This window comes from Bacillus sp. FSL M8-0063 (genome assembly GCF_038005545.1).
In the GTDB taxonomy this organism is placed as follows: domain Bacteria; phylum Bacillota; class Bacilli; order Bacillales; family Bacillaceae_G; genus Bacillus_A; species Bacillus_A wiedmannii.
The window spans coordinates 777,016-798,792 of sequence record NZ_JBBOTJ010000001.1 but is presented as its reverse complement, the minus strand read 5'-3'; the positions used below and the strand labels follow the sequence as shown (position 1 = coordinate 798,792).

The 21,777-nt window shown below is 37.4% G+C and carries 23 protein-coding genes; 12 read left to right on the top strand and 11 right to left on the bottom strand.

The features are described 5' to 3' along the window. Positions 1-151 precede the first annotated feature (151 nt). The gene (gene asnB / locus MKX31_RS04040) at positions 152-1,999 is read right to left on the bottom strand and encodes an asparagine synthase (glutamine-hydrolyzing) (protein WP_149173342.1); all 1,848 of its coding nucleotides are present in this window, start codon (positions 1,997-1,999) and stop codon (positions 152-154) included. Positions 2,000-2,238: 239 nt separating this feature from the next. Between asnB and MKX31_RS04035 the strand changes: the two genes are divergently transcribed. Beyond that, positions 2,239-2,793, top strand: a complete 555-nt coding sequence (locus MKX31_RS04035) for a DUF2777 domain-containing protein (protein WP_088047844.1) — start codon at positions 2,239-2,241, stop codon at positions 2,791-2,793. Positions 2,794-2,851: 58 nt separating this feature from the next. On the opposite strand, the gene MKX31_RS04030 is transcribed toward MKX31_RS04035, so the two are convergent. Beyond that, entirely contained in the window at positions 2,852-3,217 is a 366-nt protein-coding gene (locus tag MKX31_RS04030; protein ID WP_000233490.1) for a YisL family protein, read from the bottom strand. Between the two features lie 150 nt (positions 3,218-3,367). On the opposite strand from MKX31_RS04030, the gene rocD reads away from it, so the two are divergent. Together rocD and MKX31_RS04020 are read left to right on the top strand one after the other, a co-directional pair. After that, complete coding sequence (gene rocD / locus MKX31_RS04025; protein WP_000616651.1) at positions 3,368-4,558, top strand: ornithine aminotransferase; 1,191 nt, start codon at positions 3,368-3,370, stop codon at positions 4,556-4,558. A 109-nt stretch (positions 4,559-4,667) separates the two neighbouring features. Further along, positions 4,668-4,952, top strand: coding sequence for a hypothetical protein (locus MKX31_RS04020; RefSeq protein WP_046956998.1), 285 nt, complete (start codon positions 4,668-4,670; stop codon positions 4,950-4,952). 34 nt (positions 4,953-4,986) lie between these two features. Here MKX31_RS04020 and MKX31_RS04015 read toward each other — a convergent pair whose 3' ends face one another. Beyond that, positions 4,987-5,886, bottom strand: a complete 900-nt coding sequence (locus tag MKX31_RS04015; RefSeq protein WP_154131398.1) for a fumarylacetoacetate hydrolase family protein — start codon at positions 5,884-5,886, stop codon at positions 4,987-4,989. Positions 5,887-6,132: 246 nt separating this feature from the next. Here MKX31_RS04015 and MKX31_RS04010 point away from each other — a divergent pair, with 246 nt between their 5' ends. From MKX31_RS04010 to gerPF, 7 genes are all read left to right on the top strand, one after another. Next, positions 6,133-6,312: an aspartyl-phosphate phosphatase Spo0E family protein gene (locus tag MKX31_RS04010; protein ID WP_000462847.1), complete on the top strand. Its 180-nt coding sequence runs from the start codon at positions 6,133-6,135 to the stop codon at positions 6,310-6,312. A gap of 94 nt (positions 6,313-6,406) precedes the next feature. Continuing rightward, positions 6,407-6,628, top strand: coding sequence for a spore germination protein GerPA (gerPA, locus tag MKX31_RS04005; protein ID WP_001111187.1), 222 nt, complete (start codon positions 6,407-6,409; stop codon positions 6,626-6,628). A gap of 14 nt (positions 6,629-6,642) precedes the next feature. Then, positions 6,643-6,849, top strand: coding sequence for a spore germination protein GerPB (gene gerPB, locus MKX31_RS04000; protein WP_048559586.1), 207 nt, complete (start codon positions 6,643-6,645; stop codon positions 6,847-6,849). 68 nt (positions 6,850-6,917) lie between these two features. Further along, positions 6,918-7,532 (top strand): spore germination protein GerPC, encoded by a 615-nt coding sequence (locus MKX31_RS03995; RefSeq protein WP_149173343.1) that lies wholly within the window; start codon positions 6,918-6,920, stop codon positions 7,530-7,532. Positions 7,533-7,538: 6 nt separating this feature from the next. Further along, the gene (gene gerPD, locus MKX31_RS03990) at positions 7,539-7,733 is read left to right on the top strand and encodes a spore germination protein GerPD (RefSeq protein ID WP_001102341.1); all 195 of its coding nucleotides are present in this window, start codon (positions 7,539-7,541) and stop codon (positions 7,731-7,733) included. A gap of 15 nt (positions 7,734-7,748) precedes the next feature. After that, entirely contained in the window at positions 7,749-8,135 is a 387-nt protein-coding gene (locus tag MKX31_RS03985) for a spore germination protein GerPE (RefSeq protein ID WP_000902339.1), read from the top strand. Positions 8,136-8,177: 42 nt separating this feature from the next. Continuing rightward, a complete protein-coding gene (gerPF, locus tag MKX31_RS03980) occupies positions 8,178-8,393 on the top strand; it encodes a spore germination protein GerPF (RefSeq protein WP_001141570.1) in 216 nt (71 codons plus the stop codon). Between the two features lie 79 nt (positions 8,394-8,472). Here the strand turns inward: gerPF and MKX31_RS03975 are convergent, their stop codons facing one another. The 6 genes from MKX31_RS03975 to MKX31_RS03950 form a co-directional block, all read right to left on the bottom strand. Further along, positions 8,473-8,760, bottom strand: coding sequence for an RNA polymerase alpha subunit C-terminal domain-containing protein (locus tag MKX31_RS03975; RefSeq protein WP_064476838.1), 288 nt, complete (start codon positions 8,758-8,760; stop codon positions 8,473-8,475). Between the two features lie 12 nt (positions 8,761-8,772). Further along, positions 8,773-12,498, bottom strand: a complete 3,726-nt coding sequence (addA, locus tag MKX31_RS03970; protein WP_340980069.1) for a helicase-exonuclease AddAB subunit AddA — start codon at positions 12,496-12,498, stop codon at positions 8,773-8,775. Continuing rightward, a complete protein-coding gene (addB, locus tag MKX31_RS03965; RefSeq protein ID WP_340980067.1) occupies positions 12,495-16,010 on the bottom strand; it encodes a helicase-exonuclease AddAB subunit AddB in 3,516 nt (1,171 codons plus the stop codon). The genes addA and addB overlap by 4 nt, the downstream gene beginning before the upstream one ends. 116 nt (positions 16,011-16,126) lie before the next feature. Then, the gene (gene lepB / locus MKX31_RS03960; protein WP_064476841.1) at positions 16,127-16,690 is read right to left on the bottom strand and encodes a signal peptidase I; all 564 of its coding nucleotides are present in this window, start codon (positions 16,688-16,690) and stop codon (positions 16,127-16,129) included. A gap of 56 nt (positions 16,691-16,746) precedes the next feature. Continuing rightward, on the bottom strand, positions 16,747-17,340 hold the full coding sequence (locus MKX31_RS03955) for a TVP38/TMEM64 family protein (protein WP_000347517.1): 594 nt from the start codon (positions 17,338-17,340) through the stop codon (positions 16,747-16,749). Positions 17,341-17,729: 389 nt separating this feature from the next. Continuing rightward, positions 17,730-18,311, bottom strand: coding sequence for a competence protein ComK (locus MKX31_RS03950; RefSeq protein WP_064476843.1), 582 nt, complete (start codon positions 18,309-18,311; stop codon positions 17,730-17,732). Positions 18,312-18,595: 284 nt separating this feature from the next. Between MKX31_RS03950 and MKX31_RS03945 the strand changes: the two genes are divergently transcribed. Beyond that, the gene (locus tag MKX31_RS03945; protein WP_000391438.1) at positions 18,596-18,781 is read left to right on the top strand and encodes a hypothetical protein; all 186 of its coding nucleotides are present in this window, start codon (positions 18,596-18,598) and stop codon (positions 18,779-18,781) included. Positions 18,782-19,033: 252 nt separating this feature from the next. On the opposite strand, the gene cspA is transcribed toward MKX31_RS03945, so the two are convergent. Next, positions 19,034-19,237 carry an RNA chaperone/antiterminator CspA gene (cspA, locus tag MKX31_RS03940; protein ID WP_000301521.1) on the bottom strand — a complete coding sequence of 68 codons (204 nt, stop codon included), beginning with the start codon at positions 19,235-19,237 and terminating at the stop codon, positions 19,034-19,036. 373 nt (positions 19,238-19,610) lie between these two features. Here cspA and MKX31_RS03935 point away from each other — a divergent pair, with 373 nt between their 5' ends. Beyond that, positions 19,611-20,402: a phosphotransferase gene (locus MKX31_RS03935; RefSeq protein ID WP_340980062.1), complete on the top strand. Its 792-nt coding sequence runs from the start codon at positions 19,611-19,613 to the stop codon at positions 20,400-20,402. Between the two features lie 91 nt (positions 20,403-20,493). Here MKX31_RS03935 and aceA read toward each other — a convergent pair whose 3' ends face one another. Next, a complete protein-coding gene (gene aceA / locus MKX31_RS03930) occupies positions 20,494-21,771 on the bottom strand; it encodes an isocitrate lyase (RefSeq protein WP_103655894.1) in 1,278 nt (425 codons plus the stop codon). Between the last annotated feature and the right edge of the window lie 6 nt (positions 21,772-21,777).

Genomic DNA, 21,777 nt, shown 5'->3' with positions numbered 1-21,777 from the left:
TCAAGAACATTTGTTTCCAATTATAACAACTAATAATAAGTACGTCAAAATAATTATTCTAAATAAGTATTCTTTCTAATATGATTTTGAATTTTATTTGACAATTTATTTAATAGAAAAGCGACTTACTTTTATGTAAGTCGCTTTTCTTCTATTCTTTAATATTTACCCCATACTCTTTAAACCAAACATGAATTTGCGCTAAATGAGCTAAAAGCTGCGGACCAGTCATTAATTGACCGAACCAAGGGGATTGAAATGCACTACCACCTGACTCAATTAATCCGCGCAGCTGTTCTTTATCAAATAGTTCGTGTAAAATTGATCCTTTATCCGTTAATAAATCTTGTAGCCATACTGTTACCACTTTCGTATAGTGCGGATTATGCGTTTTCGGATATGGGCTCTTCTTTCTATATAAGATGTCATTTGGAAGTAACCCTTCTAATGCTTTACGCAATAGACCTTTTTCGCGGTTTTTATACATTTTCATTTCCCAAGGAATATTCCACGCATATTCGACAAGTCGGTGATCCGCAAATGGAACACGTACTTCTAAGCTTGCCCCCATACTCATACGGTCTTTTCTGTCTAATAATGTTGTCATAAACCATACCATGTTCAAGTAAAATAATTGTCGTCTCTTTGCTTCAATTGGGCTTTCTCCCTCTAAAACAGGAACTTCTTGAATAGATTCTTCATAACGCTGCTGTACATATTGTTGTAAGTTTAATTTATTTCTCCATTCTTTCTTTAGCAGTTGTTCACGCGCTTCTGTAGAGCGCATCCACGGAAATGCACTCGATTGTAAATCATCTTCTCTATAAAACCACGGATAACCACCAAATATTTCGTCTGCACATTCCCCAGATAAACCGACGACAAAATCTTGTTTAATTTCGCGGCAAAACCATAATAATGAGGAATCGATATCTGCCATACCAGGCAAATCACGAACGAGTACCGCTTCTGTTAAATACTGTGCTAATTGTTCATTTGAAATGACGCAGCGATGATGGTTTGTTTGAAACGTCTCAGTCATCAAATGAATAAATGGCGCATCTGAATTCGGCTGAAACGCATTCGCTTTAAAGTATTTGTCATTATCTTCATAATCAACAGAGTATGTGTGTAATTGCCCTTTTCCTGACCTTGCGTATTCTTTCGCAGCAATTGCTGTAATTGCACTCGAATCTACACCGCCTGATAGAAAAGTACATAGTGGTACATCAGAAACGAGCTGCCTTGTAATCGCATCTTGTAATAAAAAGCGTGTTTTCTCTACTGTTTCTTCAAAGGAGTCTTCATGTTTTTTGCTTTCTACATTCCAATATCTCCATATACATAAACCGTTCTTTGAAAATGTCATCGCATGACCTGGGCGTAATTCTTTTATACCAGCATAAATGCCATGACCAGGTGTTCTAGACGGCCCAAGACCGAATATTTCAGATAACCCTTCTAACGTTACTTCCGCCTTCACATCTGGATGCGCTAGTATCGCTTTTAACTCTGAACCGAATAGTAATCGTCCACTATCATATTTATAAAATAGCGGTTTTACACCTAATCGATCTCGCGCAATAAATACTTGTTCTTTCTGTTCATCCCATACAGCAAACGCATATATACCGTTTAAATGATCGACACATTCTTCTTTCCATTCAATATACGACGCTAATAGCACCTCCGTATCAGAATGACCTTTGAACGTATATCCTCTTCTTAATAATTCCTTTCGAATATCTTCTGTATTATACAATTCACCGTTATAGCAAATTGCATAATTCGTCTCATCTTTTAAACAAGTCATCGGTTGTTTACCACCCTCAGGATCAACAACGATTAACCGTTTATGCCCAAATGCGACATTGCCTTTAATCCAAACTTTATTATCATCTGGGCCACGTTTCGCTAACGTCTCAGCCATCTTCGTAACGACGTCCCGTTCTCCTTCTAATGAGCGTTTATAATCCACCCATCCTGTAATTCCGCACATACGAATCATCCTTCCATCTTATTTCTTTTCCTAAACGAGCAGTAATCCCCACCCTTAGAGGTGCGGATCAAAAAATGAAAAACTTGACGATAACCTACCATCCACATACGGAATAGCATTTTCACTCAGTAAAACGTGTTTTATTGTATGCCCACCTATGTCTAGGTGTGTCTAGTTATAAAGAATGCACGAACTGTCTATAACAGAAATAACTACTTTTCATAAAGGAGAAATCATGTATGATAAAACGTAACCATATTTTATATAACCAGCCTCGCGCTCATACAGTCGGTAATGTAGAATATATAAACAATGAATGGGTGTTCTTTGATGATGAAAATGATGAAGCATTTTTATTAGAAGATATTGCCGAAGATGGCTTTGAGATTTTATATAACAACAACTGGCTACCAGCTCGTTTCTATGAACAAGATGTATTACAAATCGCCAATGAACAGCATCATTTGCAAAACGGAGAAATGATACGAATTCGAAAAAGATTACTTCTTAGCTATACGGAATGGCTCGAGGAATTACCTGACTCTGTCTTTACGTTATTAACCGAATCATTGCAATCGCTTCACTACTCTTTATATGATTGCATGTATTGTCATAATTATTTATCTTTCTTACCGAAAGAGGAAGCTTGCGAAGGAGTAAATATTCTTTTGTTCGATAACGAAGAGATGATTTGTGCGCTGCAGCACCATTTCGTTCGTCACGCTACGTCAAATAAAAACATGTTTCGTTTTACGAAAGTAAACGGAGAAGAGTTGCATATCGATGCGACCTAAAATAAAAAACCACCTTATCTCCCAAACATTTGAGATTATAAGGTGGTTTTATTTTTTATTAGAATACTTGCCAACCAATTGGTAATTTCAGTCCAAGGTAAAATACTGCTACTAGTGCAACAATAAATAATCCCCAAACTGCCCCTGTTGCTTTGTTCTTGCTCATTTTCACAAGAACCATTTCCATTCCACCGATAACTAAAATACCAGCTATCATTTTTAAACCATACCACATGTGCATGTTACTTGTTGCAGTCTTCATAATACCCATGTACAACATGAAACCTGTCACAATAATGATAATGTACATAAGACGAAGCCCCATATGTACACCTTTACCTTTTCTTCCTGCTGAATAAAGTGAATACGCAACGAAGAATAAAATTAAACCTAACGCCCATGCTGTAATATGCATATGTACCATCGTATCCCCTACCTCCTCTTTTCACACTTTTTCACTCTATATGATAACATGTTCATTTATTTTCAGGAAATGTTTCGCTTTTTTACATTTAAATGCTATAATATTTAGAGTATTTACAAACTTCTTGTAATAACAAAAGGGGGAACAATCATGATTCAAACTAAGGATATTATCGAACTTACAGACACATACGGGGCAAATAACTATCACCCACTTCCAATCGTTATTTCTAAAGCAGAAGGTGTTTGGGTAGAAGATCCTGAAGGAAACCGCTATATGGACTTATTAAGTGCATATTCTGCAGTAAACCAAGGTCATCGTCACCCAAAAATTATTAACGCTTTAATTGACCAAGCTAATCGTGTTACGTTAACTTCTCGTGCTTTCCATAGCGATCAATTAGGTCCTTGGTACGAAAAAGTTGCGAAACTAACTAATAAAGAAATGGTACTTCCAATGAATACAGGTGCAGAAGCTGTTGAAACTGCAATTAAAACAGCACGCCGCTGGGCTTATGACGTGAAGAAAGTAGAAGCAAACCGTGCTGAAATCATCGTTTGTGAAGATAACTTCCACGGCCGTACGATGGGTGCTGTTTCTATGTCTTCAAACGAAGAGTACAAGCGTGGATTCGGTCCAATGCTTCCTGGCATTATCGTAATTCCTTACGGTGATTTAGAAGCGTTAAAAGCTGCAATTACACCAAATACAGCTGCATTCATTTTAGAGCCAATCCAAGGTGAAGCAGGAATTAACATCCCACCAGCTGGTTTCTTAAAAGAAGCTCTTGAAGTATGTAAAAAAGAAAACGTTTTATTTGTAGCAGATGAAATCCAAACAGGTTTAGGCCGTACTGGTAAAGTATTTGCTTGTGACTGGGACAATGTAACTCCTGACATGTACATACTTGGTAAAGCACTTGGCGGCGGCGTATTCCCAATCTCTTGCGTAGCAGCAAACCGCGACATTTTAGGCGTATTCGAGCCAGGTTCTCACGGTTCTACATTCGGTGGTAACCCACTTGCATGTGCTGTTTCTATCGCAGCTCTTGAAGTGTTAGAAGAAGAAAAATTAACAGAGCGTTCTCTTCAATTAGGCGAAAAATTAGTTGGGCAATTAAAAGAAATTGATAACCCAATGATTACTGACATTCGTGGTAAAGGCTTATTCATCGGTATCGAATTAAACGAGCCAGCTCGTCCTTACTGTGAACAACTAAAAGCAGCTGGTCTATTATGTAAAGAAACACACGAAAATGTAATTCGTATCGCACCACCTCTAGTAATCTCTGAAGAAGATTTAGAGTGGGCGTTCCAAAAAATTAAAGCGGTATTATCGTAATAATAGAGAGGTTGTCCTACATGTTGGGACAACCTCTTTCTTTTTATATTGATTTATACTAAAATAAAATTGCAATTTTCTGTATTTTATTTTAGAAAGCAGGTACGATATGTTATTACGATATGGTAAACATATTAACTATTTAGCTACATCTTTTATTTTAGTTACATTCTTTGGCTTCCTCCTTTCCGTAACATTGCTTAGTCACTACTCAACTTCTACTACATTCACACTACTGAAAGCATCATTTTGGACTGCTGTTACCCTTACTATCATTGGTTTTGGACGAGAAAAAAGCGCACTTACGGTTATACTATTTGGTATTTGTACACTTGCATTCGTTGGTCTTTACACTTTTTCGGTTATCGATTACCTCTATCACCCAAGACCATAGAAAAGAGCTATCTTTTCACAAGATAGCTCTTTTTTCATTTCACTACATTTCGCAAAGTACCAATTCCTTCTACTGTAATGACCACTTCATCACCAGCATGCAAAAACTTCGGTGGTGTGAAACCTTTTCCGACACCAGCCGGCGTTCCTGTTGCGATAATATCGCCTGGCTCTAACGTCATTCCTTTACTTATCGTTGAAATGATTTCTTCTATTGAAAAAATCATTTTATTTGTATTTGAAGTTTGCCTTATTTCCCCATTTACTACCGTCTCAATGTGTAACGCATTTGGCGTTTCAACCATTGATTTATGAATTAGGTACGGTCCCATCGGACAAAATGTATCGAAACTTTTTCCAAGGAAAAATTGTTTATGCTTCCTTTGAATGTCGCGAGCAGTTATATCATTTATAATGGTATAACCAAAAACATGCTCAAGCGCTTTTTCTTTTTTTATTTGTTTCCCTCGCTTACCAATGATGATAGCTAGTTCTCCTTCATAGTCTAGTTCATTCGTTGCGTGGGGATGACTATTAATTTTTTCATCCATTCCAATAACTGTCGTCGGCGCTTTCGTAAAGATCATTATATTTTCTGGAATTGATTCTACTCCGCCCATCTCTATCGCATGCTCACGATAATTTTTTCCAACGCAAAGAATATTCTTCCTTGGCCTTGGAATTGGCGCTAATATTTTCACCTCAGTTAACGGATAATACGCCGCCCCTTCATTTTCCTTCGCCCAATTTACAATATCACATATTTTTTCAAAGCATTCGGTTCCTCTTTCAATACACTCTAACATTGTAATCGGAATCGTAACCTTTTCCCCTTTTTGTCTTTGCGCTTCTCTTACATGCAATACCTTTTCTTCCTCTTCATCCACAATACCTACAAATACCTTTTCATCTTTTTTCGCCGTTACCAAACGCAATATTTCCACTCTCCATCCTAAAACTCATACCCTTTAATTGTATTCGCATCCGTAAGAAAAAAACCTTCTCATGCACGCTAATTTTTACAATATTCTTCTCATATCCTATTCGTTACTCCTTTATATTTGGCATAAAATGTAGAAATTTTACTTTTTTTAGCGAAGGTATTTCTTTTTTATGGGTTTTTTGTATAATATGTACTACATATATACTAAAAATTTCATTTAGAGATGGAGCCGATTTCAATGTTTGAGCAAGCGATTGAAAAAAAACGTGAAAAAATGATTTACTTTGCTGAACGCTACGGAATGACTTCTCAAAAAACAGTGGATTGTAGCCAAGAACTGGACAGGCTCTTAAATGTAATTTGGCATGTACATACGGATTTTCACCCTAATCAAACACTCAATACACACACGCAATAACGTGTGTGTTTCTTTTATAAAAAAAAAACACATTTTATTGAAAACGCCCATACAATAGTAGAAAAGAAAATTTTAAAAACGAAAGGTGTTTTGTATGCCAGCTATGGTCGGACATATTCGTATCGTCAATATTGGATCAAGTGGTATTTTTCATATTGGAGATGTATTTGCGATTAGGCCTATTAGTTATTCACGCGCTTTCGCCGGGGCCGGCTCTTTTAATGTTGGAGATAACGTTTCTGTCTACAATTATCAAAGCGCAACGACTGTCAATGATTCAGATGTAATTGATCAAGCGATAATTGGTTCAACTTAGAGGAGGCGATTGCATTGAATCTTTATGTAAACCAAAGCATCATCATTAATAGCATTAAAATTGATAGCATTACAACCTCTTCTGTATTCCAAATTGGTACTGCAGGAAGTATTAAAGCTCTATCTAAATTCTCAAATAGTGGTGGATTTACAGAGCCCCTTCGCCCATTGCAGGCGAAAGGACAAATTATTTCTATCAAACCATCAACTAGTTCTTCTTAAGACATCCTTGTCATAAATATATAGCAGGAATATTTTTACCCTCCCTACTGAAAAGGAGGTTTCACAAAATGAATCAAGATATATATACTTACTTACACCAACTTCAACAAGCTCTTCAAGCACAGCAATCAACCATCCTTCATCTAGAAGATCAAGTGCGCCTATTACAAGAAGAGCTTACCGAATTAAAAAATCGCCCCTCCTCTTCTGTAGGAAAAGTGGAATACAAATTCGATCAATTAAAAGTAGAAAATTTAAATGGCACTTTAAATATTGGTTTAAATCCGTTTTCAGCAAAAGGACAGCAAATTGAAGATTTTCAAGTGGATACAGAAACGTTAAAAGTAAATCCTGAAACAGATACAAACCCAGATTTTTACCAAGGTATCCTTCAAGAAATGCATCGTTACTTAGATGAAGAAGCATATAATCGAATTCTCCATTTTGAACAAGAAGAGAGAACGCCGCTCGATGAAATGTATCGACAAATGATGGTTGATGACATAAAAAAACAGATGGAGCATAGGCTTCCTTATTATTTATCACAAGCACAATCATACGAAGATTCTTCAACAAATCCAGATTATTTACGCGATATCATTCTCCAAGCAATGAAACATGATATCGACAACGCCTTTCTATCTTTTATTCAACACATACCGGGTAATTTCCGAAAGGAGTAAGTATGTATGAATGTTAACGTTGTAAATCGCGAGTTAAAAGTCGGACAGATTAAAATGAACGGTGTATCGTCATCCGCACTCTTTTTAATTGGGGATGCAAATTTCCTCATACTATCTTCTATTCTCGATACACCATTTGAAACTGTTACAGAGGGTCCATTTGTACCATTAGTCACAGATGTCCCTCCTACTCCAGGTTAAGGAGACTGAGAAATTATGTTACATCATGTGTCTGTTGTCCAAAATGTTTCTATTATTTCTTTGGGGATTACTGCTGTATTTCAAGTTGGAGATGCAAATCAAATGGAATTAAAAAGTAGAGCTCTTGCCGTCCACAGGGAAATTCCTTGTTATATAAAAGACGAAGGCCGCTTAGACGCATTTGAAATCTTTACAGATGAACACATTACAATCCCAAAACGAACGACAGATGTAAAATTAAACATTGTAAATGAATGCCCTTTTATTGAAGTAAACAATGTTGAATTGCGAACACTTTTAAATTCTGGTTGCTTTCAAATTGGAAATGTTGATTATGTTTTTAATAACTCTCGTATTATGCAAATTCGCCAATATATTACGGATGAACCTTCCGCACAATAATTCATATAGTAATTAAAAAGCTTAGTAAAGTGGGTGGATAGTATGCCTTCTGTTGTTGGAAATCTCGTCGTTCAAAACAGTAATGGTTCGTTCAATTTAGGGGATTTTTATAACGTGTCTCCAAAAGAAAATACGAAAGCTTATAATGGATCCGGAGCTTCCAATGTTGGATTTGTCGTGAACACTTTTAGCGGTGTTAGTGCAACAAATACGTTTGATTCTGATGTGGCCGATCAAGATCAGATCGGAACAGCATAAAAAAAGTAGGAGATATTCTCCTACTTTTTTCTTTTATCTCATTCAAGATTATCAAAAAAACACTGTTTACTGTTTCATTTTATTTAAATGATAATCCGCTCTCCTCCAAAGCCTTTCTAAGCTTCGGCAAAGATGCTGGTCCCATACCATGTAGTTTTAAAATTTCTTTTTCACTATACTTTGAGAGTTCTTCTATCGTGTGAATGCCATGATGTTGCAACGCATTTCGTGCTGGTGATGAAAGAAGTGAAAGAAACCCTGTTGTTGGTTTCTTTTCTTTCTCACAAGCTGGGCAAGTTGGACAATCGCTACTTTTATAGTATTCATGTCCTTTTTCACACGTTCTTAACGTTTTTTCCGTTGCCATTTTCAAGTCCCTCTATTCTTCAATTTTCACAACATGATTGCCATCAAAGAAGTATAAGCATTTCTCTTTCACGGGATGTTGCAAGCTTTTTTCAAGTGCCTTTGCATATAACGAAAGCTGCACTTTGTATCGATCTTCTAAAATTGGTTTTGCTTGATCGAATCCACCTGGGAACTTTCCTTCAATCGTATCCGTTTTAAAATCAATTAAAGTGATACCGTCTTCCTCTTCAATCATGCAGTCGATAACCCCTTGGACAAGTATTGTTTCGTCATTCTTACCTTGCCAATCTTGATACGCCTCTTCTGCTGCAAGCATCATCGTAAATGGTACTTCACGCTCAACACTTTTCGCCGCTAATACCCTTTTACCTAGGTCACTGTCAAAGAATGAAATGACTTTTTCAATTGCTATTTCTTCAGCTTGTTCGAATGTTAATAACTCCTTATTTACCATTCCGGCAATTTGCTCTCGAATCACTTCTTCTGTAATCGGCTTCTTCAAATCAACATGCTGCATAACAGCGTGAACTGCCGTACCTCTTTCAGCATACGTTAATCCTTTTTTCTCCATAAAACGAGGGCGTGTTTTAATTGGTGCACGCAGTTTTTTAATAAGGGCATTATCGCTACCTTCTTCTGATTGGTAGTTTCTCTTTATTTCTGTAACAGACTGTTTCGCACGGTGAGACGTTGCTTCCTCATATCCGTACTTCCACATCAATCTGTCGTACACTTCTTCTTTCCGTTCACTTTGTAGCGGAACAGCTTTTTTTTCACGAAGTGCTTCTAACAATTCTTGTTTCTCTTCTTGAACCGGTTCCGGTGCAAGTAACGTTTTGCCGTCAACAACTTCTACTTTCCAGCTCGTGTCATATCCATAAATTTCACCCGGAATGCTTCCTTGTCCTAATTCAAGAAGCATTTCACTATCACGATGTCTATATAATGAAGGTGCAATCCAGTCTAAATAACAAGACGCTCCGGCACGTATATGGTCTGGTAATAACCATTCACTATGCTCCCTTGCATCGAGCCATTTTTCCATTTCTTTATTGGCATCTTTAACCGTTCCAATTAAAATTAACTTCTCTTTCGCACGCGTTAACGCTACGTATAACACGCGCATTTCTTCCGCGATTAATTCCATTTTCATTTTACGCTTAATTGCTAGTTGCGATAATGTCGTATATTTAATTCGTTTACGAGGATCGATAAATTGTGAACCGAAACCGAAGTCTTTATGCAGTAAGAAACGTTTCATTAAATCTTGTGTATTAAAACGACGACCTAGTCCCGCTACAAATACGACTGGGAACTCAAGTCCTTTATTTTTATGAATCGTCATAATACGAACCACATCTTCTTGTTCACCTAAAGCTCTCGCTGTTCCCATATCATCACCGCGTTCTAAAATACGCTCAATAAAGCGTAAGAAACGGAATAATCCTCTAAACGATGTTGCTTCATATTGTCTTGCACGGTCATAAAGTACACGTAAGTTTGCTTGCCTTTGCTTTCCGGCTGGTAAACCGCCGACAAAGTCGTAATAACCTGTCTCACCGTACACTTTCCAAATTAAATCAGAAAGTGACTGTTGACGCGCGAATTCACGCCATCCTTGCAGTAAGTTATAAAACCACTGTAATTTATCATGTAATTCTTGTTCCTCTTCAAGCGGTGCCCCTTTTAAGAATGAGCTCATTACTTCATAAAACGAACCTTTCTTTCCGTGAGCACGAAGTGTCGCAAGTTCTTCATCATTTAGTCCAACGATTGGTGAACGAAGTACGGCGGCAAGCGGGATATCTTGCATCGGATTATCGATCACGCGGAATACGTTCATCATAATATTTACTTCTGTCGCTTCAAAGTAACCAGTCGCAAGATCAGCGTATACTGGAATTCCTTGCAGCTTTAACTCTTCCATAATTTGCGGCGCCCACGGCATAGAGCGAAGTAAAATAACGAAGTCACGGTATTGTACAGGGCGCATACTATCCGTTTTACGATCATACACTTCATAACCTGAATCAACCATCGCTTTAATACGCTGCGCCATAAGACGAGCTTCAAGTTGTGCTTTTTCTACTTCTGCACCTTCTTCACCTTCTGGCACTTCTTCTTCTGTTTGCTGAATACATAGTAGTTCAGCCGCTACATCTTCACCTTCTGGATAGCTAGCACCTAGCTTTAATTCAGCATCAGCATCATAATCGATTTCTCCGACTTCTTCGCCCATAATTTGTTTGAAGATAAAGTTCGTACCCGCTAACACTTCATGACGACTACGGAAGTTTTTCGCTAAGTCTATCTTCATTCCACCGTCTAATCCTTCTTGTGTGAAGCGTTTATACTTCCCTAGGAACAGGCCTGGTTCTGCTAGTCGGAAACGATAAATCGACTGCTTCACGTCACCTACCATGAATAAGTTTCCTTCACTCTCAGAATCTTTCGTTACAAATTTAATAATGGATTCCTGCACAAAGTTCGTATCTTGATATTCATCAACTAGTACTTCAGCAAATTTATTACGATATTGAAGCGCTACTGCTGATGGATTCATTTCACCGTTTTCATTTTGTTCACTTAAAATTTGTAAACAGAAATGCTCTAAATCTGTGAAATCAACCATTCCTTTATCTCGCTTCATCGTTTGAAAACGCTCTGTAAATACTTTTACAAGCTGTACGAGTTTTTCTAATACAGGATGCATATCTTGAAAATCTCGTAAGAAACTTTCAGGTCTACGGCTAAATAACTCTTCTTGTAATTTCTTCACTTCATCTTTCGCTTTATTACGAAGTGAGTCTACTTGTTTTACAACATCCTCGTTGTAATCACTTTTCTTAATGCGCTTTAACGTTTTCCACGATACATTTTGCATCGCTTCATATACACTTGTCCATGACTCACAAGCTGATGATGATAACGTTCCAAGTAAAACTGCATCTGCTTGCAGGGTTTCAACGCGGGGCGCCGGACCGTCAGGAAGCATTGCAAGTTCCGTCGCTTTACGAATATGTGCCTCTGCTGTTTCAAGCTGGAATTTCACATCTTCTAATAAGTAAGAAGCATACACTAAATCTTCAATTGTCTTTCCTTCCACGTCGTATGCTTCTACTAATTTATCGAGCCATTTTTCCGGATTTGGATGCGCTCTTGATTCTGTATGAAGCGCTAAAATCATACGCTGTAAGTCATCATCACTACGGTCACTCGTATAACGATCAACGAGTTCAAAGAAAATACCATTATCTTCAATTCCGTACTCTTCTTCTAATATGTCATCTAATACTTCTTCTTTTAACAGTTCATTTTCCGTTTGATTCGCAATGCGGAAACGAGGATCCACATCAAGCATGTAATAGTATCCTCTAATTACTTGTAAACAAAATGAATGGATTGTCGAAATAGAAGCTTTATTTAATAAGCTAAGCTGCTTTCTTACGTGCTGCGAGCCTGGCTCATCAATTAATACTTTTTCTAGCGCTTCCCCAATTCTGTTTTTCATCTCTTGCGCCGCTGCATTCGTAAATGTTACAACGAGCAGGCGGTCGACATCGACTGGGTTTTCTTCACTTATAATCTTTTTAATAATACGTTCAACTAATACTGCTGTTTTCCCTGATCCAGCTGCTGCCGCGACTAATATATCACGTCCGTTCGCTACAACCGCTTTCCACTGGTCATCTGTCCACTGACTACCTACTGGTTTTTTAGGCCAATTTCCAATCATTCTCCGCCAACCTCCTCTCTAATTTTCTCCATCGCTTCGCTATCTTTCATATCTTTTAGCGTACGGAACTGGTTATCTTCAAGTGATTCATCGAACTGACAAACAGATTTGAAGTTACAGAACGTACACGCCGCTTTATTCCCCTTCTTATAAGGAGCAATATCAATAACGCCTTCTGTAATGTCTTTTCCGATATTTTCAAACGTATGGTGTACGTATTTTTGAAGTACGTTAAACTCTTGTTCACTTGCAATACTTGAACGCGCACTAAAGCTACCGTCTTTTTTCAAACCAGCAGAAATAATATCAGAACTTCCTGTTGAAAGTTTGTTATCCATTAAACGAACAACATCAGCGTCTCCTAGTACGAGCCCTTTCATTTTAAATTTCTTTAAAATTTCTTTCTCAATTTCTGCTTCAGATGCGTCACCTTTCATCTCAACGATCGGGTTATGAATATGGAAGTACAGTACACCAGCCGGTGATGCCGTGCCGCCTTTTTTCATCCACGTATGTGCATTTGAAGTAACAACATCTAAATACGTTAACATTTGAAGTGCTAATCCGTAATACACTTCCGTTAAATCTAACGCTTTTGAGCTTGATTTATAGTCAATAATGCGTAGGAACGTTCCGTTTTCATCTTCCGCCTTATCAACACGGTCAATACGACCAACTACTTCCATCTTCACACCATTTGGTAATGAGAACTCCATCGGCGGAAGCGACCCTGTACCGCCCATACCGAATGGCACTTCTAAATCAACTGGTACGAAACCGCTTGACTTCGCATGTTCACGAAGAATGATTGATGTACGGAAAATGATTTGTTGTAGTTTTTGTTTTAAATAGAAATGACGATTTGAACTTAATAAAATTTGTCTTTGTAATAACGGTGCAATCTCTTCTATTACTACAGTAGAAAGATGCTCACACTCTTTTATTGATAAATCCGCCCAAGTACGGTTTTCACGTAATAGCCTGTCCGCAATTCTCTTCAGCGCTGCATGGAATAGTTCCCCGATATCGGGTGCATCCAGTTTGAAAATATCACGCTCTCTTAAGGATAAACCGTGCTGCGCGAAATGAGCATATGCGCAACGGTTAAATAGTTCCATACGAGATACGCTTCCTTTTATTTTATCCCCGTATAAATCTCTACTTACAACTGTACTTAGCTTTTGCGCACGATTTCGGTAGAATAAACTTGATAATACGCGGCTACTTTTTTGTTTCCATTCATCTGAAGTTACGTAGAAGTTATATACATCCCACCAAAAATCTAAATTCCCTTCAAATCCATATCGCTTCCACGTTTGAAGTTGCTGCATAACATATGACAACGTTACTTCTGGCGTTGCTACGTATGAAATTTGTTCCGAACGTGATAAATCATTTACGTCATTTGTAATAAATGTATCTTTCACATCAGGGAACATTCTTTTTATTTTCTTAATAAAGCTAGACGCAAGTAACGTCTTCCCTTCTTCATCTGCAAGAGGGCATGAAATATATAATTTCTCAGTTGCTCTCGTTACCATTTGATACATAACGAACTGTTCTTCTAATAAGGTTTGTCTCGTCGTTGGTGCTAATTCGATACCTGCAACGCTAAGAACATCTCTTTCCTCATCAGAAAGCATCCCTTCATCCATTGGTGCTGCCGGAATAACTCCTTCATTCACGCCAATGACAAATGTTGCTTTCACATTTGATAATCTTGAACGATCAATATTAGCAATTAACACTTGGTCTAATGACGGCGGAATGTTTGCGAATTGAAGCGCCTCAAGACCTGTCGACATAACATCTGTGAACATAGAAAGTGACATTTTCTCTTCGCCAAGCATCTCAACGAACGTATCAAGAAGACTCATTACTTCTTCCCATACTTGCTCATGATCTGTCGCAAATAAGAAATCTCCGCTCTCTTCTGCGCGAATACGTAATGCTTCTAGTTTTTTCGGAACGTCTAGCTCTTCTAAAAATAAGTAAACCGCTTCGCACATTTGTATAACTGTTCCCGCACGCTTCAGCCTTTTTTGCATACGAATAACAGGCGTTCTTACAACATCGCGCAGTCGATTTATTCTCTCTTCCATTTCCCGTTCACTGTCTGTAATCATCCCGTCCGTATCGTCAAGAGAACGATAGCGGCGATACATCCACGGATCCTCAGAAGTCCATCTCTTCCCTTGTACACCGTACGCTAAACAGTAGTTTTCAAACTCATCCATCTCTTCGCGCATCGTTTCTTTTCTTACGTCTAGTGGATATAAAAGCTCTGTTTTCACGCAGCGGAACACTGCATCATAACGCCAATTTCCGCTAATAATCTCGAGTGCAGAACGAATGCATTCTACTAGCGGATGATGTGACATCGGGCGTTTTTCATCGATGAAATGCGGGATATTATAATCTGTAAATAGCGTTCGCATCACATCGTAATAACTTTCCCCGTTACGAAGAAGAACTGCAATATCTCGGTAACGATAGTCTTCATCCGCCACAAGTCTACGAATTTCACGAGCAACACCTTCTACTTCAGCCCGTAAATTCGCTGCTGTACTAATCGTTACACTTGCTTCTCCGTGAAACTTTTCATTTGGACGTGCTTCATAATGCGTTTCTAAATGCGCTAATGCTTGCGAATGAAAACGCGGTTGTTCCATAAGTGGAATCGTTTTTTCAATTTCTATCTTCTCTTCACGCGCCACTTGCTTTATTTTTTCATACGTTAACGTCGTTTCATAAAATAAATCTAGTTCATTTACTGGCTGCGCTAACGTTTTTTCATCTATCGTTAACGTGATCGTAACTCTCGCTCCGCAAATCATAAGCTGTCTTAAAATTTCTAGTTCTTGCGGTGAAAATGAATGAAATCCATCTATATAAATTTCAGCCCCATTTACATATTCAGACTGTGGAAGCTTTTCGACTAGCAATTGTAGGTAGTCTTCTGAATCCAAATATTTTCCGATTAAAGCACGTTCAAAATCATCATATAATAGTTGTAAATCATACATTTTATTCGCTAATAGCTTTTGTTCTGCACTGCTACTATGTGCGTCTAATTGTTGCCACATTTCATATACGTTAGATGGCGTCACATTGTAACGTTTAAACTCCGCAATCATACTACCAAGATGTTCAAAGAAACCGTTTTGCTCCGCTGCTTTTTGGAACACCGATAATCCCTCTTTACGAGACTCAACAATTTTACGAAGCAACATATGTACGCCCGCTTCATCAATGTGAAGACGACTCGCTCCGCCAACTTCTTGCAGCACCTTCCACGCTAATCGTGAAAAACTAAAAACTTGTGCCCGAATAGAACCTCTTACATCCTCACTCCCGATTAACGCCTGCTGCGTTTGGAATGTCATCTGTTCTGGCACAAGATATAATATTGTTTCCCCTCTTGGGCGTTGCTTTAACTCTTCCTGCACTTCGTGTAAACAAAGTGTACTTTTTCCACTTCCCGCTCTACCAATCACAAATCGAAGTGACATGTAACCCCACCTTTCACTTACATAACGAACGTTAGTTTGCTACTATAATTGTATTATAGGACACGAAAAAAGACAAACAGAGTAGTTTGTCTTTTTCTATACTTCTACCTATTATATCAACCTTTTGAAAAATTCGTTTGCACCTCTTGAATTGGCCAATATCGTAAATCAACTTTACCGACAACTGTATCAGCTTTTACAAATCCAAAATGTCTACTATCCCAGCTCCCGAGGCGATTATCACCTACTACAAAAATATATCCAGGCGGCACCGAATTTTCTTTCGTTAACTCTTCTAGTTTAAAATCACCCGTTAGTTGTCGTCCATTTACCTCTTTCTTATACGTCTCTAAATAAGGTTCATCTACGAATTGTCCGTTTATATACAGTTTATCATGCTTATATTCAATTTGATCCCCAGGTAGACCGATAATTCGTTTTACGTAGTCCTCTTTTTTATTCGCATGAAACACAACAACATCAAACCTGTTCAAGTCCCCTACTTGATAACTCACCTTATTTACAACGAGCATATTGCCATCTTGCAATGTTGGCATCATTGACTTTCCCTCTACAACGTACGTTGAAAAGAAAAACGTTCGAAAAAATACAGCTAATAATACACCAATTAAAATTGTTCGTATCCACTCTATGCCTTCTTTTTTCAAAGTTTTCTTCATCCGCTTCTCCCCTTACCCTTTAATAATGAAGCCTGCATTTATAAAGAAGACTATTCTTAATGTAGTTCTAACTTTACTTCGATTTTCTTACCGACATACCATAAAATAAAAATACCAATTGCTACAATGACGGATTTCACCGGATTATGAATAAATGACATTAAATCATGACCGATATACGTTAAAATAAAAATCATCACAAGCTTTCCGAACGCGAGCGCAAGTCCAAACTGCTTTACACTAATGCGAGATAAACCAGCGACAACATTTATAAGCGCAGACGGTGTAAACGGAAAACAAAATATGACGAAAATTGGAGCAAACCCTTTCCTTTCAATCCACCCCATTGCCTTTCGTACTCTCTCATGCTTATTTACAAAAGAAAAGAAACGACTTCGGCCAAAATGGCGGATTATGAAAAAGACAAGTAAGGCGCCCATTACTGATCCAAGCCAAGAATAAAGAAAACCGAGCCAAAATCCAAATGCAACAGCATTCGCCAGTACAAATACGATGAGCGGCAATGCCGGAATCAACGCTTCTATCATCGGTAAACCAATACCAAGAAGTGGTCCGAACGCTTTATAGCTTTCAACAATATGATCCATATTTTCTGGTGAAAAATACTCTTTGATTGTCTGAAAATCCATTCTACACTTTACCCCTTTACTCTAAGTACTACCTCTACTGTATCATCGCTTATATGAAAGAGGAAATGGTAGATACGTCATATGGAGATGTAATTATTAAGTTTCCATATCTCTCATTAGAATTCCTTCATTATTACGCTATGATAATCTATCAATATTCGACAGAATGTTTTGCAATTTTGGAAATAATCCTTTTGTTTTAATTGCAAATTCCTCCGTAACTGAAATTATATCGGCGGTTTTCTGAATATATCGATTGTAACTCGCATTTTATCAGCGATTTTTCAAATATATCAACCACAACTCGATTTTTATCAGCGATTTTTCGAATATATCGACTTACCGACAAAAGCTGACAAATAAAAAAAGATGGGGGTTCCCCCATCCTCTCACATTTCGCCTTCCTTAACAAAATACACTTTCTCATATGCTGGTTTTAATCTAGATTCCTCATTTTTATCAATTAATTTAAAGGAAGGATTTCCTTGTTTTTTTCTACGATCTTCATATTCAGTACGCAATTTCGCTGTACGATTTTGTTGATTTTCAAAACTACTTTTTGATATTTCTAATTTCACAGCAAAGCCATTTATAAATCTAACAATAACATTTCCATCTTTTAACTCTTTATTACTTTCAATATAAAAATGAGACAACCAAGCGCACTCTTTTCTAGAGTAAGAATACGTAGGGAAAAAATAAAATTGATCTGCCGGACTAATCGCAATCGGTGCTTTATGTGTAATATGAGTTAACTCTTTCGTTCCTTCTTTTCTGCCTAAGAAACTAGAGCCATGCTTGCGGCAACTTCTTTCTATAATATCTAGGGGCTTTTGAAACACGAAAAAAGAATCTTCCATCTCAACAACTCGTGTAACAATTTTCTTTTCACTTAGAATAACAGGAAGTAAGGCCATTGTATTTTTATTTACCACATAGTTTTCGACATAGCGTTCTACTTTACTTTCCATATTCTACTGTCTCCTTTTTTACATTTATATTAGCAGCTGCATATATAATTTTAGCATCTATGAAAAGGAAATGGTTTACAGATTCCGATTTTTTACAATAATTTATCATTTATCAAATATCTTTTAAATTATAAATTAACACTATAGTGATTTCATAATAAAAAGCCTATATAAAATGTATTTATAATACCTATAAATATTTACAACTACTTCCTCATTTCGCATCATTACGACAATTAACTTTGCTATAATTAAAAGGAAAATCCAATATATGGAGGTCCACTATGGAAGAAAAAGAAATGCAACCAACGATTCAAATGAAAAATAGTAGCATTGTAATCGTGAAAAATTCAGCTAGTATTATATTCGGTTTGTTTTTCATTCTACTATTCTTCGCAAAGCCTTTTCGTAAATCGAAATGCTCTGAATGTAAGAAACGCGAGAAGAAAAAGATTGGAAAAGAAGAGTAAAAGGCCTTCCATTTTGGAAAGCCTTTTACTCTTCTTCGTCCTCAAAAAAAATGACTATTTTTTCTTATTCATCTAAAACGGGCGAATAAGATTTCTTCAATCGTATTGTGTAGATCTTCTTTATTCCCGCTACGAACATCGAGTATGACTTCATTTGTATACTTTTCCCCAAACTATAATCATTATGCTCGTATATTACAACAAAAAAGGGATGGCAGCAGCCATCCCTTTTTTCCATAATAAACTATAAAATTATAGTTTGATTACGTTTTTAGCTTGAGGTCCACGGTTACCATCTTCGATTTCGAAGCTAACTTTTTGACCTTCTTCTAGAGATTTGAAACCTTCAGTTTCGATTGCAGAGAAATGTACGAATACATCGTTTTCGCCTGGAACTTCGATGAAACCGAATCCTTTTTCGTTGTTAAACCATTTTACTTGTCCTGTTACTGCCATAATTATTTCCTCCTAAAGAAAACACAATTTATTTTAGTCTTCCTGTATAAAAAAAGAATCCACACATTATCAAACACGAAACATAAACTAGTTCTCACATACTTTTTCTCGTTCGTTTTTCGGCACTTGATAATATATGGATTGCTTAATTTAACTATTCAACTGACTTCATCATAGCATACTTAAAATGAAATGTACAATCTTTTTTGAAAATAACTGACAAATTAAATTGATTATACATTCGTAAATAATTGATTTTAGTATGTGTGGATTTCAATATAAAGTGAACACAAACATCATTTGAACGCGATTACATCCCTTGTTCTGAAGTGTTACAATATAATCGTACAGTCGTTATATTGGAGGGGATTATATGTCAAACTACACCAACGAAGAAAAGCTTACAGGTGGAAATGTATCAAATATGTATCGTTCTGAAAATACTGTTCGGCGAGAATTAAAGCCAGGCAGTGCAAAAATTCATACATTATTACAGCACTTAGAAAACAAAGGGTTTCATCATGCTCCAAAGTTTTTAGGTGTAGATGAAAAAGATAGAGAGATTTTATCCTTTATTGAGGGAGACGTTGGGAATTATCCTTTAAAAGAACATATGCGATCTAATGATGCTTTAAAGGAAATAGCAAAGATGCTCCGCCTTTATCATGATGCGGTAAGTGACTTTCCCTTATCAGATGAATGGCAACCGATGGATCTTACTCCAAATAACATTGAGGTTATTTGCCATAACGATTTTGCTATATATAACATTATTTTTAATGACGAGAAACCAGTAGGTATTATTGATTTCGATGTTGCTGCTCCTGGTCCAAGAATTTGGGATATCGCTTATACGCTTTATACTTGTGTACCTTTAAGTAGAGTGTATTATACAGAATCGGGTGAGGCAGTTCATTATGAATCGGTACAACATGCTAGCCGTATGAAAGAAAGAGTGAAATTGTTTGTCCAGTCCTACGGTAAAAGTATGGACGAAGACTACTTAGGAATAGTGTTACTACGATTAGAAGCATTATGTACATATATGAAAAGAAAAGCACAAGAAGGCGACTTGAATTTCAAAAGAATGATTGATGAAGGACATTTAGAGCATTATGAGAAAGATATGAAGTTTATTCGCGATCATAGAGCTGAGTGGATTTAATAATATCGTCTTTTTTGTCTGTAAGTCGATATATGTGAAAAATCGTTCCGAAAATAAAAAGGGGCACCCTTCAAAAAGGGGCCCCTTCCTTTTATTTCGTAAACTGTGCTTCTTCTGTAGATCCTTTTAGCGCTGTCGTCGATGAAGTACCACCTGTAATAACTTGTGCTACTTCATCAAAGTAACCTGTTCCTACTTCGCGTTGGTGACGAGTTGCAGAGTAGCCGTGTTTTTCTGCTGCGAATTCTGCTTGTTGTAGTTCAGAGTACGCTGCCATGCCGCGCTCTTTATAGCCACGTGCTAATTCAAACATGCCGTAGTTTAATGAGTGGAATCCAGCTAGTGTTACGAACTGGAACTTATAACCGTAAGATGCGATTTCTTTTTGGAAGCTTGCAATTGTTTTTTCATCTAATTTTTGTTTCCAGTTGAATGAAGGTGAACAGTTATATGCAAGTAATTTCCCTGGATGCTCTTTATGAATTGTGTCCGCAAATCGTTTTGCATCTTCTAAATTTGGTTCAGATGTTTCACACCAAACGAGATCTGCATAAGGAGCATATGCTAAACCACGTGCAATTGCTTGATCAAGACCTGCTTTCGTACGGTAAAATCCTTCTGGAGTTCTTTCTCCTGTAATAAATGCTTTATCAACCGGATCGATATCGCTCGTAATTAAATCTGCTGCATCCGCATCTGTTCTTGCAACGATAATTGTCGGCACTCCCATTACGTCTGCTGCAAGGCGTGCCGAGATTAAATTACGCACCGCTGTTTGCGTTGGTAGTAATACTTTTCCGCCTAAATGGCCGCATTTTTTCTCTGAAGATAATTGATCTTCAAAGTGCACACCTGATGCACCCGCTTCAATCATACCTTTCATCAGTTCAAATACGTTTAATTGTCCGCCAAATCCAGCTTCTGCATCTGCTACAATCGGTACGAAATAATCTGTATCACCACTTCCTTCCATATGCTGAATTTGATCCGCACGTTGAAGTGTTTGATTAATTCGTTTTACTACAGCAGGTACGCTGTTCGCTGGATATAAACTTTGGTCTGGATACATATGTCCAGAAAGGTTCGCATCCGCAGCGACTTGCCATCCACTTAAATAAATTGCTTTTAGCCCAGCTTTCACTTGTTGCATCGCTTGGTTTCCTGTTAATGCGCCAAGTGCGTTAATATAATCTTCCGTATGAAGCGATGACCAAAGCTTTTCAGCACCGCGGCGCGCTAATGTATGTTCAATATCAATTGACCCGCGCAAGCGAATTACATCTTCTGCCGAATATGGACGTGTAATCCCTTTCCAGCGCGTATCTAGTTCCCAGCTCTCTTGTAATTTCTCGATTCTTTCGTTTTTCATTTGTTC

What these genes read in the sequence shown, in the direction of transcription:
- asnB (WP_149173342.1), bottom strand. Translation starts at nt 1,999, where the DNA reads ATGTGCGGAATTACAGGATGGGTGGATTATAAACGCTCATTAGAAGGA.
- MKX31_RS04035 (WP_088047844.1), top strand. Translation starts at nt 2,239, where the DNA reads ATGATAAAACGTAACCATATTTTATATAACCAGCCTCGCGCTCATACA.
- MKX31_RS04030 (WP_000233490.1), bottom strand. Translation starts at nt 3,217, where the DNA reads ATGGTACATATGCATATTACAGCATGGGCGTTAGGTTTAATTTTATTC.
- rocD (WP_000616651.1), top strand. Translation starts at nt 3,368, where the DNA reads ATGATTCAAACTAAGGATATTATCGAACTTACAGACACATACGGGGCA.
- MKX31_RS04020 (WP_046956998.1), top strand. Translation starts at nt 4,668, where the DNA reads ATGTTATTACGATATGGTAAACATATTAACTATTTAGCTACATCTTTT.
- MKX31_RS04010 (WP_000462847.1), top strand. Translation starts at nt 6,133, where the DNA reads ATGTTTGAGCAAGCGATTGAAAAAAAACGTGAAAAAATGATTTACTTT.
- gerPA (WP_001111187.1), top strand. Translation starts at nt 6,407, where the DNA reads ATGCCAGCTATGGTCGGACATATTCGTATCGTCAATATTGGATCAAGT.
- MKX31_RS03995 (WP_149173343.1), top strand. Translation starts at nt 6,918, where the DNA reads ATGAATCAAGATATATATACTTACTTACACCAACTTCAACAAGCTCTT.
- gerPD (WP_001102341.1), top strand. Translation starts at nt 7,539, where the DNA reads ATGAATGTTAACGTTGTAAATCGCGAGTTAAAAGTCGGACAGATTAAA.
- MKX31_RS03985 (WP_000902339.1), top strand. Translation starts at nt 7,749, where the DNA reads ATGTTACATCATGTGTCTGTTGTCCAAAATGTTTCTATTATTTCTTTG.
- gerPF (WP_001141570.1), top strand. Translation starts at nt 8,178, where the DNA reads ATGCCTTCTGTTGTTGGAAATCTCGTCGTTCAAAACAGTAATGGTTCG.
- MKX31_RS03975 (WP_064476838.1), bottom strand. Translation starts at nt 8,760, where the DNA reads ATGGCAACGGAAAAAACGTTAAGAACGTGTGAAAAAGGACATGAATAC.
- addA (WP_340980069.1), bottom strand. Translation starts at nt 12,498, where the DNA reads ATGATTGGAAATTGGCCTAAAAAACCAGTAGGTAGTCAGTGGACAGAT.
- addB (WP_340980067.1), bottom strand. Translation starts at nt 16,010, where the DNA reads ATGTCACTTCGATTTGTGATTGGTAGAGCGGGAAGTGGAAAAAGTACA.
- lepB (WP_064476841.1), bottom strand. Translation starts at nt 16,690, where the DNA reads ATGAAGAAAACTTTGAAAAAAGAAGGCATAGAGTGGATACGAACAATT.
- MKX31_RS03955 (WP_000347517.1), bottom strand. Translation starts at nt 17,340, where the DNA reads ATGGATTTTCAGACAATCAAAGAGTATTTTTCACCAGAAAATATGGAT.
- MKX31_RS03950 (WP_064476843.1), bottom strand. Translation starts at nt 18,311, where the DNA reads ATGGAAAGTAAAGTAGAACGCTATGTCGAAAACTATGTGGTAAATAAA.
- MKX31_RS03945 (WP_000391438.1), top strand. Translation starts at nt 18,596, where the DNA reads ATGGAAGAAAAAGAAATGCAACCAACGATTCAAATGAAAAATAGTAGC.
- cspA (WP_000301521.1), bottom strand. Translation starts at nt 19,237, where the DNA reads ATGGCAGTAACAGGACAAGTAAAATGGTTTAACAACGAAAAAGGATTC.
- MKX31_RS03935 (WP_340980062.1), top strand. Translation starts at nt 19,611, where the DNA reads ATGTCAAACTACACCAACGAAGAAAAGCTTACAGGTGGAAATGTATCA.
- aceA (WP_103655894.1), bottom strand. Translation starts at nt 21,771, where the DNA reads ATGAAAAACGAAAGAATCGAGAAATTACAAGAGAGCTGGGAACTAGAT.